This is a genomic window from Corynebacterium sp. 1103A (assembly GCF_055700955.1).
Window position 1 is genome coordinate 36,783 of sequence record NZ_JASTTF010000001.1, and the last position, 15,594, is coordinate 52,376.

Genomic DNA, 15,594 nt, shown 5'->3' on the forward strand with positions numbered 1-15,594 from the left:
GCATGCTCGAGGTCTCTATCGCCCAGTTCTTCGCGGACCTGGCCAACCCGCAGCTGTCCTTCCTCCTGCGAGCAGTCATCATCGCGGTCGTCGCCGCGGTGGTCTGCGGCCTGGTCGGCGGATACGTCGTGCTGCGCGGCATGGCGTTTATCGGCGACGCCGTCTCCCACGCCGTCTTCCCCGGCCTGACCATCGCCTTTAGCCTGCAGGTCTCCCTGCTGGCCGGCGGGGCCGTCGCCGGCGGCGTGGTGGCCGTACTCATCGCGCTGTTCTCCCGCCGCGACAGCCTCAAGACCGACGCGGTCATCGGCATCTTCTTCGCCGCGGCCTTTGCGCTGGGCAATGTCATCATCTCCCGGCAGGAGGGCTACACCGCGTCGCTGACCAGTTTCCTCTTCGGCTCGCTGACGGGCACCTCCGCGTCCCAGATCGGGATCGCGCTCGGGGTGGCTGCGGCCGTCGGCGCCTTCCTGTTTGCCTGCGGACCGCAGCTGCGCGCGGTCTGCCTGGACCGGGAATCCGCCCGTGCGCTGGGCCTGCCGGTTATGGCCTTAGATATCGCGCTCTACCTAGCCATTACCGCCGCGATTGTCATCTCCGTCAACACCGTGGGCAACGTGCTGGTGCTCGCCCTGCTCATCACCCCGGCGGCCACCGCCCGGCTGGTCTGCGACCGGCTGACCCCCATGCTGTGGTTGGCCGCCGCCCTGGGCGCGGCCGGCAGCGTGGTGGGCATCTACCTGGCCTGGGCCATCGATCTGCCCGCCGGGGCCACCATCGTCCTCACCCTGACCGCCCTGTTCTTATGCGTGTGGGCCCTGGCACCGCTCAAGGGCCGCCGCCGCGCCAACGAACGACTAGAAAGCGTGCAAACACCGTGACAACTCTTCCTACCCCATCGCTCTGTGCCACCCGACGGCGTGCCGGCCGCCTCCTCCCGGTGCTGGCGGCCTGCTCCTGCTACGTGGCAATTACTGTCGCGCCGGGGGTGAGTACGGCAGAACCAACCAGCCAACCGAGTGCCGACGGCGAACCCTGTACCCTCTCGCTGCTCAAGCGCGGCGAGCACCCGGCCACCACCCGGGGCATTAGCCACGGCGAGCAGGCCTTGGCGCTCTACGAGTCCGTGGACGGGCCGGCCACCGGCGTCTTTGATTCCACCGACTCCAGCGAGTCCCCGCTGGCCTCCGGTGCGGCCACCTTCCGGGTCGCTGGCACCCGGCAGGCACCAGACTCCATCGGGTTCGATGGCACCACCTGGGTGCTCTCCCCCGCCAGCCCGGGCAGCCACCTGCGTCTGGCCGCCCCCGATGCCGACGCCGGCGCCCGCACAGCCGTGCACGTGGAGGTCGCTGAGCGCCCCACCGACTCGGCCCGCGTCGCTGCCTGGAGCACCCGCGCTGACGATGCCGCCGCCGAGCCCTTCTTCGATAGCGCCGAGCAGACCGCCGGCGAGGCCACCCTGGACGGGGATGAGCCGCTGCCCGTGGGCTTTGCCTTCAGCGAGCCCGGCTACTACCAGCTACGTTTTAACTTCGCCGGGGATAACATCCAGCCCGAGGTGCTCGACGTCGGATTTCTCGTCGAAGACGGCCCATCTGGTACCAACACCGCGGATGGGACCATCGACGTCACCGCCTCGCAGGGCTGCCTGGATCCCGTGGCTATCGCCCGCGACCTCAACGGCATTAACAAGGAGCTGCAGGCCCTGGACAAGGCCGTCGGCGATACGGAGAAGAAGGCCCTGGCCCTAGTGGGCAAGAAGGCGGACAAGGACGCCTCGGCCTCCAGCGCCCCGGCAACGGCCTCGCCCAGCACCCCGGCCCGCCCGGGAACGCAGGCAGGCGGCCACCGCAGCCCGTCCGCCCCGGCAACAGGGGAGTCACAGGCCGCACGCGGCACGACGGGAAGCAGCACACAGGGCGCGGCTCGGCCGAAGCCAGCACCTTCGACATCTGGCGGTGCGGGTGCTACCGGTCCGCGGGCCGCGGCTAAACCCGCGCCCAAGAAGACAGCGAAAGCCGCAGCGCCAAAGCCTGCTGCGGGCAAGCCGGACAGGGCCAAGCCGGCCGAGACTCAGGATCCGGAGACGCAACCGGCCCCGCCGGCGGCGGGCCCGCAGGCACCGGCGTCTAGCCCGGCCACCGAGCAGCCGGTCCCGGTCGGGTTGACCATGGACAAGGTCAGCTTCTGGTCCGGGCTCCTCGCGGGGATGGGCGTGGTGGCCTTCTTAGTAGGCACCTACCTCGTATTCGCGGTCTACTGGCGGCAGCGCCGGCAGGACCGAGCTGATTCCGCGGTAACGCAGCCGGGTGACTAAAATATTATTTCATGCATGAAAACCGGCCATCGACCGCGCCCGACTTCCTCCTCTCGCGCGCCACGGGGTCCGTGCGCACCCAGGGCTGCGCGCAGTCCTACACGGACCCGTGGGAGGCGGCGCAAGCTCTGCGCGAGTCCCGCCACGAGATGGTGGTCGGGGCTATCCCCTTCAACGCGGACGAGCCCGCCGCCCTGACGGTGCCGCGGTCTATCATCCGCGAGGACGGCCCCCTCGAACCGCACGCCTACTACCGGCGCGGCCACCTCAACGCGGAGATCTTCGGGGTGGATCCGGAACCGCAGGAGCACCTGCGGCGCGTCGAGGCCGCCGTGTCCACCATCCAGAATTCCCGCCTGGAGAAGGTCGTGCTGGCCCGCGCCGTCGATATCGGCTTCGCGGAACCCGTCGACCCACGACTGGTCGCCGCGCGGCTTATCGATAATTCCTCCCACCGCGACGGATTCATCGCGGATCTAACCCCAGCGGGCCGCACCGGCGCCATGCTGGTCGGCTCCTCGCCCGAGGTCCTTATCAAGAAGCAGGGCTCGACCGTCTCGGCCTTCCCCCTGGCCGGCTCCGCGGCGCGGCACGCCGACGCCGCCGCCGATGCCCGCGCCGCCGAGACCCTGCGCGGCTCCGCGAAGGACCAGTCCGAGCACGCCTTCGTAGTCGAGCACCTGCGGCACATCCTGGAGCCGTTGTGCTCGCACCTGGATTGCCCGGAGACCCCGCAGCTGCTGAGCACCACCGAGATGTGGCACCTGGGCACCCCGATTACCGGCACGCTGGCGGATTCTTCCACCAACGCGCTGGAGCTGGCCCTGCGGGTACACCCCACCCCGGCCATCTGCGGGAGCCCGGCGGCCGCAGCCGAAGCACTCATCCACACCGCGGAGACCGATCGCGGCTTCTACGCCGGAGCGGTCGGCTGGTGCGACTCGACCGGCGACGGCGAATACATGGTGGCCATCCGCTGCGCCGAAGTCACCGGCGACGGCATGAGCGCGCGGGCCTGGGCCGGAGGTGGCATCGTGGCGGACTCGGACCCGGACACGGAGCTGGAAGAAACCACGGCCAAGTTGCGCACCATCCTGGCCGCGCTGGGCCTCTAGGAGCTCTCCTCTGCGGGCCGCTGAGCGATCCACGCCACGTCCTCGTGGTGATGGGAGCCCACACCGTGGCTGACACTGCGCTGGCGCGACTCGAAGCTTAAGACCTCGAGGCCAGATAGACGATCGCGCACCCACGCCGGCAAGGCCGCGCCCTCGCTGTCGGCGAAGTGGTGGACAAAGAGCTGGTAGCTTCCCGGGGCAAACGCGTCCTCGAGAGCGTGGAGGGGCTCCGCCTCGGCGGGCAGGGTGCTGTAGTGGCAGCTGGCAAGATCGAAGGTCTCGCCGCGCGCGGAAAAATCGCGGAAGTCGATGGCCTCCAGCCGGACGCAGACGGCGGTGTCGGGGGGGCATCGCTTAAGAAACTGACCAGGGCCGCAATCGGGTTGCCGGACCAGACCTGCTCGGAGTGGCCGTAGACCGCGACGAAATTCTGTCGGCCGGGCGGGCCGTGGGGGGTCTGCGCGCTTGTTGTGCTGCATGCCCCACAGCCTACCGTCGCGCGATGGACGCGGTCTTTAAGCGCGCGCGATAGGGTTGGTCAGCGAGCCGATGCCCGGGATCTCGATCTCGATGTGATCGCCCGGCGTCATCGGGGCGGTGCCGGCCGGCGAGCCGGTGGTGATGACGTCGCCCGGCAGCAGGGTCATCGCAGCGGAGATCTCTTCCAGGATGCCGCCCATCTTGACGATCATCTGGTTGGTGTTCGAGTCCTGCTTCTGCTCCCGCTGTCCCTCGTGAGTCAGGTAGGCGTTGATCTTGGTGTTGTCCAGATCCAGGGTGTCCAGGTCGGTCTCGATCCACGGCCCCAGCGGGCAGAAGGTGTCAATACCCTTGGCGCGGGCCCACTGGCCGTCGGAGAACTGCAGGTCGCGGGAGGAGACGTCGTTGCAGATGGTGTAGCCCAGCACGTGGTCACGCCAGTTCTCAGCCTTAATATTCTTCGACGGCTTGGAGATGACCACGGCCAGCTCGCCCTCGAATTCCACGCGGGTGGCAAAATCCGGGATCTTAATGGGGTTGCCGGGGCCGATGACGGCCGTAGAGGGCTTGACGAAGATAGTCGGCGGCAGGTGCTCCGCGGACTCCTTGAAGACCTCGGCCACGTGGTCCGCGTAGTTGCGGCCCAAAGCGACAACCTTGGTCGGCAGCGTCGGGGCCAGCAGGCGCACCTCGTCCAGCTTCCACTCCCGGCCCGTCGGCTTCGGGGTGGTAAACGGGGTGTCCGCGATTTCCTTGGCGACGAGTTCGTCCTCGCCCTCGATGATGGCGAAACAGATTCCTTCTGGGTGTGCAATTCGTCCTAAACGCATGACGCATAGTGTACTCATGGACTCCTTTGCAACTTTGTTAATCCCCCCTGTTAGGTTCCTTTGATCTGCACTCCGCGCTGGATCTCTTTGAGAGTACCTACCCGCATCCCACTGACAATCGCCAGGTAGAGCTCGGCGCAGGCCAGGGCATCGCCCAGCGCGTTGTGGCTGCCGTAGGCCGGCAAACCGTAGCGCGCACGCACGTTTGCTAAGCGCAGGTCCTCCCCGCGCGGGTACGTCCCCATCCGTTCCATGTGGCGGCGCTCGAGCCCGAAGGTATCCACCACCTCCAGGCGCGGCACGCGCCCGAAGTGGCGCCGGGCCGCCGCGTTCACAAACCCGACCTCCAGCCCGGCGAAGTGTGCTAGCAGCACCCGCCCGCGCAGGGCGGCGAAAAGAGACTCCAGGGCCTCGTCTTCGGCCTCGCCGCTAGCCAGGGCGTCGTCGGTGAGCAGGTGGATGGTGGCCGACTCGCCTACTTCGGCCCCGCGCACGACGTGGTAGCCGGCTCCCGCCAAGTCGATGACTCGCCCGCGCACGGGCACCCAGCCGACCGAGACGATCCGGTCGCGGCCCGGGTTCAGCCCGGTGGTCTCCATGTCGACTGCCAGCAGCTCCAGCTCCTGGAGCGGCGTGGACCGGGCCGGAGCGCCTAACTCCAGGCGGGGGCGGCGAAAAAACGCCATGGGCCTGCCTCCTTGTCTTCTCGTGGTCTTCTCACGGTCTTCTCGCGCGCGGGCTAAATATTGCGGACCGGGTACCTGGTGGCCAGGGCGTTTTGCTGGCCCTTGATGATCTGGAAGGCATCGCGCAGGTGCTCACGCTGGTTGCGGCTAAGCTCCTTCGGCGACAGGTGGTAGTCCGGTTGCTCACCGCGGGCGTGTTGGCCGGCCTGGTGCTCCAGGGTGATGCTGGTCAGGTAGTCGAAGGCGTCGCGCAGGTCGGCCGCACCCTGCTGGCTGACGCTCTGGCCGACGGCATCGGCAAGCCGGCTGCGCGTGTCGACGGCCGTGCTTCCGGTAACCAGCGCGTACAGGCGGGCCATCTGCACCACGGCGGCGAGCCCACCCTTCTTCACGTCGAGGGTGTGCGCGTAGTCGCCGGAACGGTCCACCACGAAGCCTTTAAAAAACGTCAGCGGCGGCTCGCGGCGGGCGGCCAGGCTGGCCAGGTGGGCGTGCGTGCGCCGGGAGGCCTGTCCGGCGGCCACGGCCCCGCGGTGGACCCCGGCGGCCAGCTCCGCCCTGCCGGCCACCGCCCGCAGGTCGAAAAAGACCTGGGCGTGGAGCAGTGCGTCCGGCTGCGGGGCCTGGACCCAGCGGCGGAACGTCGCGTCCCAGGCACCCACGGACATCCGCCACTCCGGGTTGCTGGCCATCATATCGCCCGGGCACAGTGGCTGGCCGGCGTCTGCCAGCCCCTGGCAAACGAACTCGGAGAAACGGGCGAAGTACTCGCCGTGGCGGGACTCGTCGTAGTCGCCGGCCAGAACCAGCGCGTTGTCCTGGTCGGAGGCGAAGCCGACCTCGCGGCGGCCCTGGGAGCCGACGGCGACGAAGGCGTAATCCACCGGCGGCGCACCGAGCTCGCGCTCGGCGAGGGTGCACAGGCGCCGGGCCAGGGCATCCGCGCCCAAGGTCAGCACCCCGGCGGTCTCCTGCGGGGAGGCGTTGCGGCGCACGTAGCGGGCGGCTAGCTGGCGCGAGTGCGCGAAGGCAGGGGCCAGCTCGTCGCCGGCCTCGCAGCGGTGGAAGTCCGCGGCGACGTAGAGCGGGTCTTCTTGCAGCGTGCGCGCGATGTCCGCCTGGAGCAGGACCGCCACCACCTGCTCTCCATCGACCACGGGCACGTGGTGGATGGACTTTTCGGCCATGACCAAAAGTGCCTCCATCACGAGGCTGTCGGGGCGCACCGTGGCCACCGGTGCAGTCATCACTGTCGACAGCGGCTGGGCCGGGTCGATGCCGGCCGCCACCACGCGGGCGCGCAGGTCCCGGTCGGTGACGATCCCGCGCGCGCTGCCGTCGGCGGGATGGGTGACCACCAGGCAGGAGACGTTGTGCTCGGTCATGCGGCGGGCGGCATCGGCGATGCCCACTTCGGCTGCGGCTGTGACCGGCTCCTGCAGCGGCAGGTCGGTCACGCGCTGGCGCAGGATCTCGGCGTGTTCGGTGTCGGTGAGTTTCTTCGCCTCCGCCCGGATGCGGCGGGACTGGGAGGAGAAATAGCGGTCCACGTCCGGGTGGCGCTGGGCGAGCTCCGTGAAGCCGGCGCGCGGCAGGGCCAGCACCAGGCTGTCCTCGACGGCCTCCATCCGGTAGCGGGAGGAGTTCTTCCCCACCAGCGTGGAATATCCGAAGCACTGGCCGGCGTCGCGCCGGTCTAGCAGGACCCCGTCGGCGTCCATGATGTCCACGGCGCCCGAGCGGACGACGTAGAGAAAATCGTTGGGCGCGCCCGGCTCCACGAAGACCTCGCCCCGGCGGGCGTAGCGCATGGTCCAGCGCGCGGGCAGGGCGTCGAGCACCGCGCCCGGCAGGCGGGCGAAGGGCTCGTGGGCAGCTAGGAAGGTGCGGACCTCGGTAATCTCCACGCTCATGTGAGCTAGGTTACTGGTACGAGACGAACCAGGGGCGCGGTTCTATATCATAAGTCTGCCCGGGGGTGAAAGTGGGTGCGTCCTCATCGATGAAGTTCTTCCACGCCATGAAGTAGTCGTCGCTCAGGCCCTGCTGCATGGTGTTCCAGGTGTCGAATTTCTGATCCGGGCCACCGTGGCCGTCGGCGTGCAGGATGAAGGCCAGCTCCGGGTGATCCGTGTTGATGGTCTCGCGGTCGCGGATCATCTGCAACTGGAACTGGTGGACGATAAGGCCCTTTTGCGGCAGCTCGTTGTCGCGGACCAACCCGGCCAGCCAGTCGGCAACCTCGGTGACTTCTTGGGCCTCGACGTGGCCGACGCGCCCCATGGGCTGCTCGACCGGGCCGATCTTCCACTCCGGGTCCAGGGCCAGCCCGACGTTCGGGCGCTTGAGCAGGTCCTCGTAGAGCTTCGCCTGGTCAAGCAAGCGCGCCCGGCCCGGCTGCAGATCCAGGAAGGCGTACCCGCCGGCCTCGGTGATGGCGTCGATGTACGGGATAAGCTCGTCCGGATCCGCCTCGTTGGAGAAATCACCATCCGAGCCCGGCTCCGAGGAGGCCACCGTCGCGATGATCTCGAAGGCCGGCATGACCGGGTAGTCGGTGTGCGGCTGGTACTCGTCGACCAGCTTTTCCACGCGGTCGACGGCCTCGGCTGGGGGCTGCTCCCCCATCAGACCGAGTGCGCCTCCGGAGGGGTGCCCGTAGAGGGCCACCATGCGGCGGCCCGGGAAAACCAGCCCGCCGCCGCCCGGCAGCTCCCCGGCGGCGGCTAGCTCGGCGCTGGCGTCGAATTTATCCTGGGAGTCGAAGTCCTTGCCTAGGCCGACCACGGCGCCGTCCGCGAGTGCCTGCATGGATTCGCTGGTCGCGCGCGGGTCGGCGACCGGAACGCCGAGCACCTCGGCACCGGCGGAGCGGGCCGTCGCCGCCAGGGCGACCCCGCCTTCCTCCTCGGCGGTCTGGGCCGAAATCAGCGCCGCGGCCGGCACGTCGTACTCGCTGTCCAGGCCCGCGATGCGCTTGACCTCACCCAAGGGATCCGCCGCGTTTGCGGCCTGGGTGCCGAAGTCCTCGATCGCCTCGATCGACACCCCGTCTGCCAGGTCCGCATCGCTCAGGCCGGCGCCGTAGTCGTGGACGGTCTCCGCGCCGAGGCGCTCGATCTCTTCGGCCACGGCGGCCACGTTGCCATCCCGCGCTGTCCCTTCGCCGCGCACGACGAGCATGGGGGCGCCGGCGGCCACGGCGGCATCGGCGGCGCTGGCCTGGGCGTTGCGGTCTTCGCCGGCGACGAAGACCTCGGAGGCCGAGTCGAAGAAGGCTCGCGTGGTAGCCACGCCGTTGCCGTTCTCGTCCGCGACGAGCTCGCGGGAGTCGGCCGCCAGCTCCTTGGCGCCCTCGGGGCCGCTCGCGCCGTCCTCGGAGCCGGAGGAGCCGTCGCCACCGGCGCAGGAGGCCAGCCCCAGCGCGGTCGCGGCGACGATGAGCGCTGCCGTCGCCCGCGGGGTGCGGCGGGAGCGAGGGGACAAAGAATTCAGTGCCTTGGTAGCCATCGTGATCATCTTACAAGCTGGCCGGGGTCTGTATGCAGTTTCCTGCATTCTTCCCCCGCGGTTGTCGGCCGCTGGGCGGAGCCGGGAGGGTTTAGCCAGCGCACACGGCTCGTGCCAGGCGGTCGCCGACCTCGGCGGTCACGATGGGGGCACCCGTGCGCGCGCTAACGTCGGCGGCCACGGCCTTCTCGATGCGCGCGGCATTGTCCTCGTCGCCCAGGTGGCGCAGCAGCAGCGCGGCGGACAGGATGGCCGCGGTCGGGTCGGCCACGCCCTTGCCGGCGATGTCGGGCGCGGAGCCGTGGACGGGCTCGAACATGGAGGGATTGGCCCTCGAGGCGTCGATGTTGCCGGAGGCCGCCAGGCCGATGCCGCCGGTGACCGCGCCAGCTAGGTCCGTAAGGATGTCGCCAAAGAGGTTGTCGGTGACGATGACGTCGTAGCGGCCCGGGTCGGTGACCAGGTAGATGGTGGCCGCGTCGACGTGGTTGTAGTCGACGGTGACTTCCGGGTATTCGCGGGCTACCTCGTCGACGGTGCGCTGCCAGAGGCCACCGGCGTTGACCAAGACGTTGGTCTTGTGGACCAGGGTCAGGTGTCCGCGGCGGGCCTGCGCGCGGGCGAAGGCGTCGCGCACCACCCGCTCGACGCCGAAGCGGGTGTTCTGGGAGATCTCGGAAGCCACCTCGTGCCGGGTGCCTCCCCGCAGGGTCCCGCCGTTGCCGCAGTAGAGCCCCTCGGTGCCCTCGCGCACGACCACCAGGTCGATATCGCCCGGGTTGGCCAAGGGGCTGCTCGCCGCGCCGGCGCGTGACGTGAACGGGCGCAGGTTGACGTGATGGTCGAGGGCGAAGCGCAGCTTCAGCAACAGGCCGCGCTCCAGCACGCCAGGCGCCACCCGGGCCGGGTCGCCGATAGCACCCAGCAGGATGGCGTCGTGCTCACGCAGGGCCGCCAGGTCGTCCTCGGTCAAAAGCTCGCCGGAGCGCACGTAGCGGGAAGCCCCCAGGTCAAACTCGGTGACCTCGATGTCCGAGCGCACAGCGCGCAGCACCTTGCAGGCCTCCGCCGTGACCTCGGGGCCGATTCCGTCGCCGCCAATAACCGCCAGTTTCATATACTGAGACTCCTATTCCGCATAATGGACTTTGACCCAGTGTAGCAAAACCCGGTGGCCCAGCGGCCCTTTTTGTTCGCGGGCCAGCTTCCACCCCGCCTAGACATCACATATTCTCGCCAAGGCTTCGTTTAGAGGCCTAGCGTCTAGAGGCCTACGCGTCGAACTTCAACTGCAAGCAGGTCGCCCCCAGCTTGTCGCAGATCTCGTCGGTCAGCTCGCTGGAGACCGGGTTGTCCACGCGCAGGATGAGGACGGCGTCGTCGGCCAGCTTGCCCTGGGTCAGCGCGGCGGCCTCGATGTTGATCCGGGCTCCGCCCAGCACCGTGCCGACCGTGCCGAGCGCGCCCGGGGCATCGGCGTAGCGGAAGAACAGGTTGCGGCCCTGGGCCCGCATGTCAACGCCGCGGCCATCGATGCGCAAGATCTTCTCCACGCCGTCGATGCCGGTGCGCGCGCCCTCCAGAACGGAGACCTCGCCGCTGGAGCCGATGACCTTCACGCGCAGCACGGAGCTGTGTCCCTGGGCGACCTCGCCGGTGCCGACGCGTACGTCGACGCCGCGGCTCTCGGCGATCTGCATGGCGTTGACGAAGGTGACCGGCTCGTCCACCACGCCGCTGAACAGGCCGCGCACGGCGGATAGTCCCAGCACGCCCGGGTCCTCGCTGGCTAGCTCGCCGCAGGCCTGGACCTCGATGGCCACGGCCGGGGAATCCAGCAGCTTGCCGGCGGCCAGGCCGACCTTGCGGGCCAGCTCCAGCCACAGGGCGACCTCCTCGCCCACGCGGCCGCCGGAGACGTTGACCGCGTCTGGGACGAACTCGCCGGCCAGCGCCTTGAGCACCGAGGCCGCCACGTCCGTGCCCGCGCGGTCCTGGGCCTCCACCGTGGAAGCGCCCAGGTGCGGGGAGACGGTCACCGCGTCCAGCTCGAAGAGCGGCGAGTCGGTGCACGGCTCGGTGGCGTAGACGTCGAAGCCGGCGCCGCGGTGGCGGCCCGAGCGGATGGATTCGGCCAGCGCGACCTCGTCCACCAGCCCGCCGCGGGCGGCGTTAATGAGGATCTGGCCGGGCTTAGCCTTAGCCAGCAGCTCGGCGTCGAACATCCCGGCGGTCTCCGGGGTCTTCGGCAGGTGGATGGTCACGAAGTCGGAGCGCTCCATCAGCTCGTCGAGCTCGACCAGCTCGACGCCGAGGGACCCAGCCCGGGCCGGGTTGGCGTACGGGTCGTAGGCCAGCAGTGTGGTCTCGAAAGCCTTCAGGCGCTGGGCGAAAAGCTGCCCGATGTGTCCGAAGCCGACGATGCCGACGGTCTTGCCGTAGACCTCCACGCCCTTGAACTCGGAGCGCGCCCAGCGCCCCTCGCGCAGGCTGCGGTCGGCGGCGGGCACCTGGCGGGCGGTGGCCAGCAGCAGGGCGATGGCCTGCTCGCAGGCGGAGTGGATATTCGAGGTCGGCGCGTTCACCACCATGACGCCGCGCTCGGTGGCCGCGTCGATGTCGACGTTGTCGAGTCCGACGCCGGCGCGGCCGACGATCTTCAGGTTGGTGGCGGCGGCGAGCACCTCCGCGTCCACGGTGGTGGCGGAGCGCACCAAGAGGGCATCGGCAGCTGGGACGGCCGCCAGCAGCTCGGCCCGGTTCGGGCCGTCGACCCACTTGACCTCCACGGACTCACCAAGCGCGTCGACGGTGGACTGGGCAAGCTTGTCGGCTATCACTACTAGGGGCTTGGTCATTGAAGGCTCCTGGGGTTGTTGACTTAAAAAAGAGGGACCCGGCTGGACTTCCCGTGTACCCTAGCTATGCAGCGGGAACGCTGCTGACAGGACGCGGTTCCGACCAGCCTTCCCTAATTCTATCGGCTAATAGTTTTTCATCCCCGAATTCGGGGCCAAGAGCCACCAGCGGGCCGTCCTCCATCCCCTCGACCATGGCCTGCGAGACCTTCGAGTCCCGCGGGTCGGCTGTAGGCATCATCCGCACGCCCGCCCCATAAGACCGGGCGTTGGCCACCGACGCCACCGATGCCGCCTCCGTGGCCACCACGATGGGCGCCATGTCCGCGTCGCGCCGCGACTGCGCCGGCAGCGGCACGGCCTCTTCGTCCTCGAGCCGCTCCAGCGGCTCCCAGGCCGCCTTCAGCTCCGTGCGGGTCCGCCCGTCTAGGTGCGCGACCGCGCGCGCCATATTCTCCCGGTTGGCCACGACCTTGCTCTCGAACTGGAAGGCCGTGATCTGCCCCAGCGCCCAGGTCGTGCCCGGGTCCTGGATGAGGCGCACGGCGCCGTCCGATGCTGTCATGGGCACCCGGCCGACTATCAACGCCCGGTCCACGCCCAGCCGGATCATCTCCGTGTAGATGTCCTGGCGGATGGACTCGTCGTAGACCAGCATGGGCGCGCGCTGGGACACCGCGATAGAGGCCGCCCGCAGCTTGGAGGAATCCCGCTGGTCGCTAATGACCAGCGTCGGCGACTCCGGGAAAAAGTAGCGCAGCGTCTCCAGCCCGTACGGGTCCTCGAAGACGTAGAAATGACCCTTGAACTCCTCCTTGACCATGCGGTTGCGATTCTCGGCCGCCGCGTCGTCTAAGTTGATGTCGGATTCTGCCGGGGTAACCGAATCCGTGGGCACCGCCGTCGGCTGGTGGAGCACGTCGTGGCAGCCGGCCAACGTCAGGCAGAGCGCCACCGACGCGACGTGGGCGGCGACGACTGCAGCGCGGGGGCGAACACCTTTAGCGAACAAAGGCTTGCGGTCCTTCTTCTCCGGCAGTCAGATCGGCCTCGTCCACGTCCCGACGCACCGGCTTGCCCATGGCGTATTCGATCATCGCCACCAGGCGCTGGCGGCGATCCCGCAGGAAGCCGTCGAAATCGGCGGCCCACAGGTAGTCCGGGTCGAGCTCGTGGCTGGCCAAAACGGCTGCGAACTCGTGGTCTTCCATTAAAGACTTGGATTGTACCCGGGGCAGGTAGCGCGCCGGCGAATAGCCGTCCAGAACCACCTCGGTGCGCTTGCCCATGGGCGCGCGGTTGAGCACGGACTCCGCCAAAGCGGCCGCCACCCCGTGCTTTTTCGCCCACGGTAGCGGGAAGACTGGTTCGAAGCCCGGCTGCAGCTCCCCGATGGTGCCGCGGTTAAACGGCTGGGCGGTGCGCCAGTCCCGCGCTCCCCTGCCCATCAGCAGCGCGTAGATGGCGTGGAATACGCCGTCATCCGGGCCGGCGGACAGCAGACGGGACTCGCTAAACTGCGCGTCGCGCACCGTCTTCGGCGCTCGGTCCGCCTTGCCCTCGACCCAGGCGGTGACCTCGTCGACGTCGCGGGCCGAGCGCAGCTTCACAGCCGCCGAGCCGTAGAGTTCGCCGAAGACCCCGCACCAGAACCACTGGTTGAGCTTGTCCCAGGCCGCCTGGGAGCTCAAGACCCGGCCGTGCTCGCCGCGGGCGTCGCTCAGCTGGGCCAAAATCACCGCCAGCGGCACGATCTGGGCGCTGTAAGGCACCTGGTCCAGCTCGAAGATGCAGCGCTGCGACAGGAATTCGGCGACCTCGCGGAAGGTAATCCGCAGCGTCTCGGTGGCCTTTTGGTAGTCGGCCAGCCGCAGGTTCAGGATGTCCTCGCGCTGCCCGCGCGCAAGTCCCCGGGAGCCGGTAACCAGCAGGGATACGGCCGACAAGAACTGCGTGCGGCCGATGCCGTCCAGCGCCGGGTAGTCCCGCAGCACCCGCTCGGTCACCTCCCAGTCCCGGGCCAGGTGGAAGTTCGGGTCCTCGGCGGCGAAGACCGCGGTGAGCAGGTCGAAGACGTCCATCTGCAGGCCCGCGGCGTTGGCCTGGACAAAGATGGAGCCCACGCCCGCACGCGCCGTGTGGCGCGCCAGCCGGATGATCGGCGTGTGGTAGCCGTTCAGCGGCGCCATGACCCGGTGCTGGAAGGCCGCGAGCAGCTCCCGGTCGCCTTCGCCGGCCTGGGCGGCCATATCGAAAAGCAGCGCGGGGCCCTCCTCGCCCAGCAGCGCGGCGACCGGCAGGCAGAGGTTGGCCACCTGCTGGTGGCGCTCGTGCAGGTTGCCTTCGATGTCCGGGCCGAAGTGGGAGCGAACCAGCCCAGCCTGGTTGACGGCGAAGACCGCCTCGTCCGGCAGCAGGTCCCCGCGCACGGCGCTGCGCACGTCGACGAAGAAGCTGCGGGTTATCTTCTTGGAGCGAAAATCGGTGGTCTCTACCTCGCCGGAGCCGCGGAAGCAGTGGTAGAGGCTGGTCAGGCGCTGCTGGCCGTCCAGCAGCAGCATGCCGGGCGCACTGTCGGTGGCCGGGGCCCCGCTAATCTGGCGCGGCCGGAACCGCTGCGGCTCGTTGCGCGTGTCCAGGGCCATCATCGCCCCCATGGGGTAGCCACGCAGGACGGTCACGATTAAAGAACGGATGCGGTCTTCGTCCCAGGCGTAAGAGCGCTGGAAATCGGGCAGCTGGATATCCCCGCGGTCGATGCGGGCGAACAGGTCGGGCAGGTCATAGCTTGGCGTGGTGAAACCCATGCCGCCTAGCTTAACCCCGGCCTAATCCCGGTGCGAGTGCTCAGTACAGGTTGTCTCGTGCGCCTGGTGCCCGGGGTGCTCGAGCTGGATGGTGGAATGCTCGATGCCCATCTCGTGCAGGATCTCCTGCGCCCTATCCAGCACCGGGCCGGTGGAGAAATCGTCGTTGACCACCAGGTGGCAGGTGGCCAGCGTCTCGGTGCCGCTGACCGACCAGACGTGCAGGTCGTGGACGGCGCACACCCGCGGGATTTGCTCCAGCACGGCGGAGATTTCCGCGATGTCGTAGCCGGCGGGCACCCGGGCCAGCAGTACGGACAAGGACGCGCCCAGCAGCTTGATGGCGCGCGGGGCGACGATGGTGGCAATGGCCAGCGAGGCGATCGTGTCGGCGGCGTGCCAGCCGGTGAAGTAGATGACGACGGCCGCCACCACCACTGCCACCGAGCCCAACAGGTCAGTCAGCACGTGCAGGAACGCGCCCTCGACGTTGAGGGAGGCGCTGCGCTGCCGGTGCAGCACCCACGCGCTGATGGCGTTGGCCAGCAGGCCGACGACGGCCACCCCGCCCATCACGTGCGGGTCCACCGTCTCGTCGTTGCTCAGGCGCAGCAAAGCGGAGATGACGATCCACACGGACACGGCCACGACCGCCACGGCGTTGACCGCGGCGGCGAGCGCCTCCACCCCCCGGTAGCCGTAGGTGGCCCGGGACGAGGCGGCCTTGCGGCCGATGACCACGGCGATGACCGCCAGGATGAGCCCAGTGGCATCGGAGAGCATGTGCATGGCGTCGGCCAGCAGCGCCAACGAGCCGGAGATCACGCCGCCGGCGACCTCCGCGAAAAACACCGTGCCCGTGACAGCGAGCGCCGTAACCAGCGCCCGCAACGGGGTGGTCTGTGGGTCAATGCCGGGCGAGTGATCATGACTGTGACCGTGGCCGTGCGTTGTCATACCCACTGAGTATAGCCGAAAAACCGGCTAT

13 protein-coding genes are annotated in these 15,594 nt (G+C 68.9%); 3 read left to right on the plus strand and 10 right to left on the minus strand.

Annotation, left to right across the window (positions count from 1 at the left end):
* The first annotated feature begins 2 nt into the window (after positions 1-2).
* From QQS52_RS00190 to QQS52_RS00200, 3 genes are all read left to right on the plus strand, one after another.
* Positions 3-881 (plus strand): anchored repeat-type ABC transporter permease subunit, encoded by an 879-nt coding sequence (locus QQS52_RS00190; RefSeq protein ID WP_472772023.1) that lies wholly within the window; start codon positions 3-5, stop codon positions 879-881.
* 107 nt (positions 882-988) lie between these two features.
* The gene (locus QQS52_RS00195) at positions 989-2,320 is read left to right on the plus strand and encodes a hypothetical protein (protein WP_472772024.1); all 1,332 of its coding nucleotides are present in this window, start codon (positions 989-991) and stop codon (positions 2,318-2,320) included.
* Between the two features lie 11 nt (positions 2,321-2,331).
* Entirely contained in the window at positions 2,332-3,435 is a 1,104-nt protein-coding gene (locus QQS52_RS00200) for an isochorismate synthase (protein ID WP_472772025.1), read from the plus strand.
* Here QQS52_RS00200 and QQS52_RS00205 read toward each other — a convergent pair.
* From QQS52_RS00205 to QQS52_RS00250, 10 genes are all read right to left on the minus strand, one after another.
* The gene (locus QQS52_RS00205) at positions 3,432-3,914 is read right to left on the minus strand and encodes a hypothetical protein (RefSeq protein ID WP_472772026.1); all 483 of its coding nucleotides are present in this window, start codon (positions 3,912-3,914) and stop codon (positions 3,432-3,434) included. The genes QQS52_RS00200 and QQS52_RS00205 overlap by 4 nt on opposite strands.
* A 36-nt stretch (positions 3,915-3,950) precedes the next feature.
* On the minus strand, positions 3,951-4,745 hold the full coding sequence (locus tag QQS52_RS00210) for a fumarylacetoacetate hydrolase family protein (protein ID WP_472772027.1): 795 nt from the start codon (positions 4,743-4,745) through the stop codon (positions 3,951-3,953).
* Positions 4,746-4,795: 50 nt separating this feature from the next.
* Positions 4,796-5,431 (minus strand): exonuclease domain-containing protein, encoded by a 636-nt coding sequence (locus QQS52_RS00215; protein WP_472772028.1) that lies wholly within the window; start codon positions 5,429-5,431, stop codon positions 4,796-4,798.
* 53 nt (positions 5,432-5,484) lie between these two features.
* Positions 5,485-7,344, minus strand: coding sequence for a DUF294 nucleotidyltransferase-like domain-containing protein (locus QQS52_RS00220; protein WP_472772029.1), 1,860 nt, complete (start codon positions 7,342-7,344; stop codon positions 5,485-5,487).
* Positions 7,345-7,354: 10 nt separating this feature from the next.
* Complete coding sequence (locus QQS52_RS00225; protein WP_472772030.1) at positions 7,355-8,941, minus strand: cell wall-binding repeat-containing protein; 1,587 nt, start codon at positions 8,939-8,941, stop codon at positions 7,355-7,357.
* A 91-nt stretch (positions 8,942-9,032) separates the two neighbouring features.
* Positions 9,033-10,058, minus strand: coding sequence for a 3-isopropylmalate dehydrogenase (locus QQS52_RS00230; protein WP_472772031.1), 1,026 nt, complete (start codon positions 10,056-10,058; stop codon positions 9,033-9,035).
* A gap of 154 nt (positions 10,059-10,212) precedes the next feature.
* Positions 10,213-11,799, minus strand: coding sequence for a phosphoglycerate dehydrogenase (serA, locus tag QQS52_RS00235; RefSeq protein ID WP_472772032.1), 1,587 nt, complete (start codon positions 11,797-11,799; stop codon positions 10,213-10,215).
* 64 nt (positions 11,800-11,863) lie between these two features.
* Positions 11,864-12,811, minus strand: coding sequence for a hypothetical protein (locus QQS52_RS00240; RefSeq protein ID WP_472772033.1), 948 nt, complete (start codon positions 12,809-12,811; stop codon positions 11,864-11,866).
* On the minus strand, positions 12,801-14,606 hold the full coding sequence (locus tag QQS52_RS00245; RefSeq protein WP_472772034.1) for a GmrSD restriction endonuclease domain-containing protein: 1,806 nt from the start codon (positions 14,604-14,606) through the stop codon (positions 12,801-12,803). Before QQS52_RS00245 ends, QQS52_RS00240 begins: the two co-directional genes overlap by 11 nt.
* 21 nt (positions 14,607-14,627) lie before the next feature.
* Positions 14,628-15,563 carry a cation diffusion facilitator family transporter gene (locus QQS52_RS00250; RefSeq protein ID WP_472772035.1) on the minus strand — a complete coding sequence of 312 codons (936 nt, stop codon included), beginning with the start codon at positions 15,561-15,563 and terminating at the stop codon, positions 14,628-14,630.
* Positions 15,564-15,594: the final 31 nt, after the last annotated feature.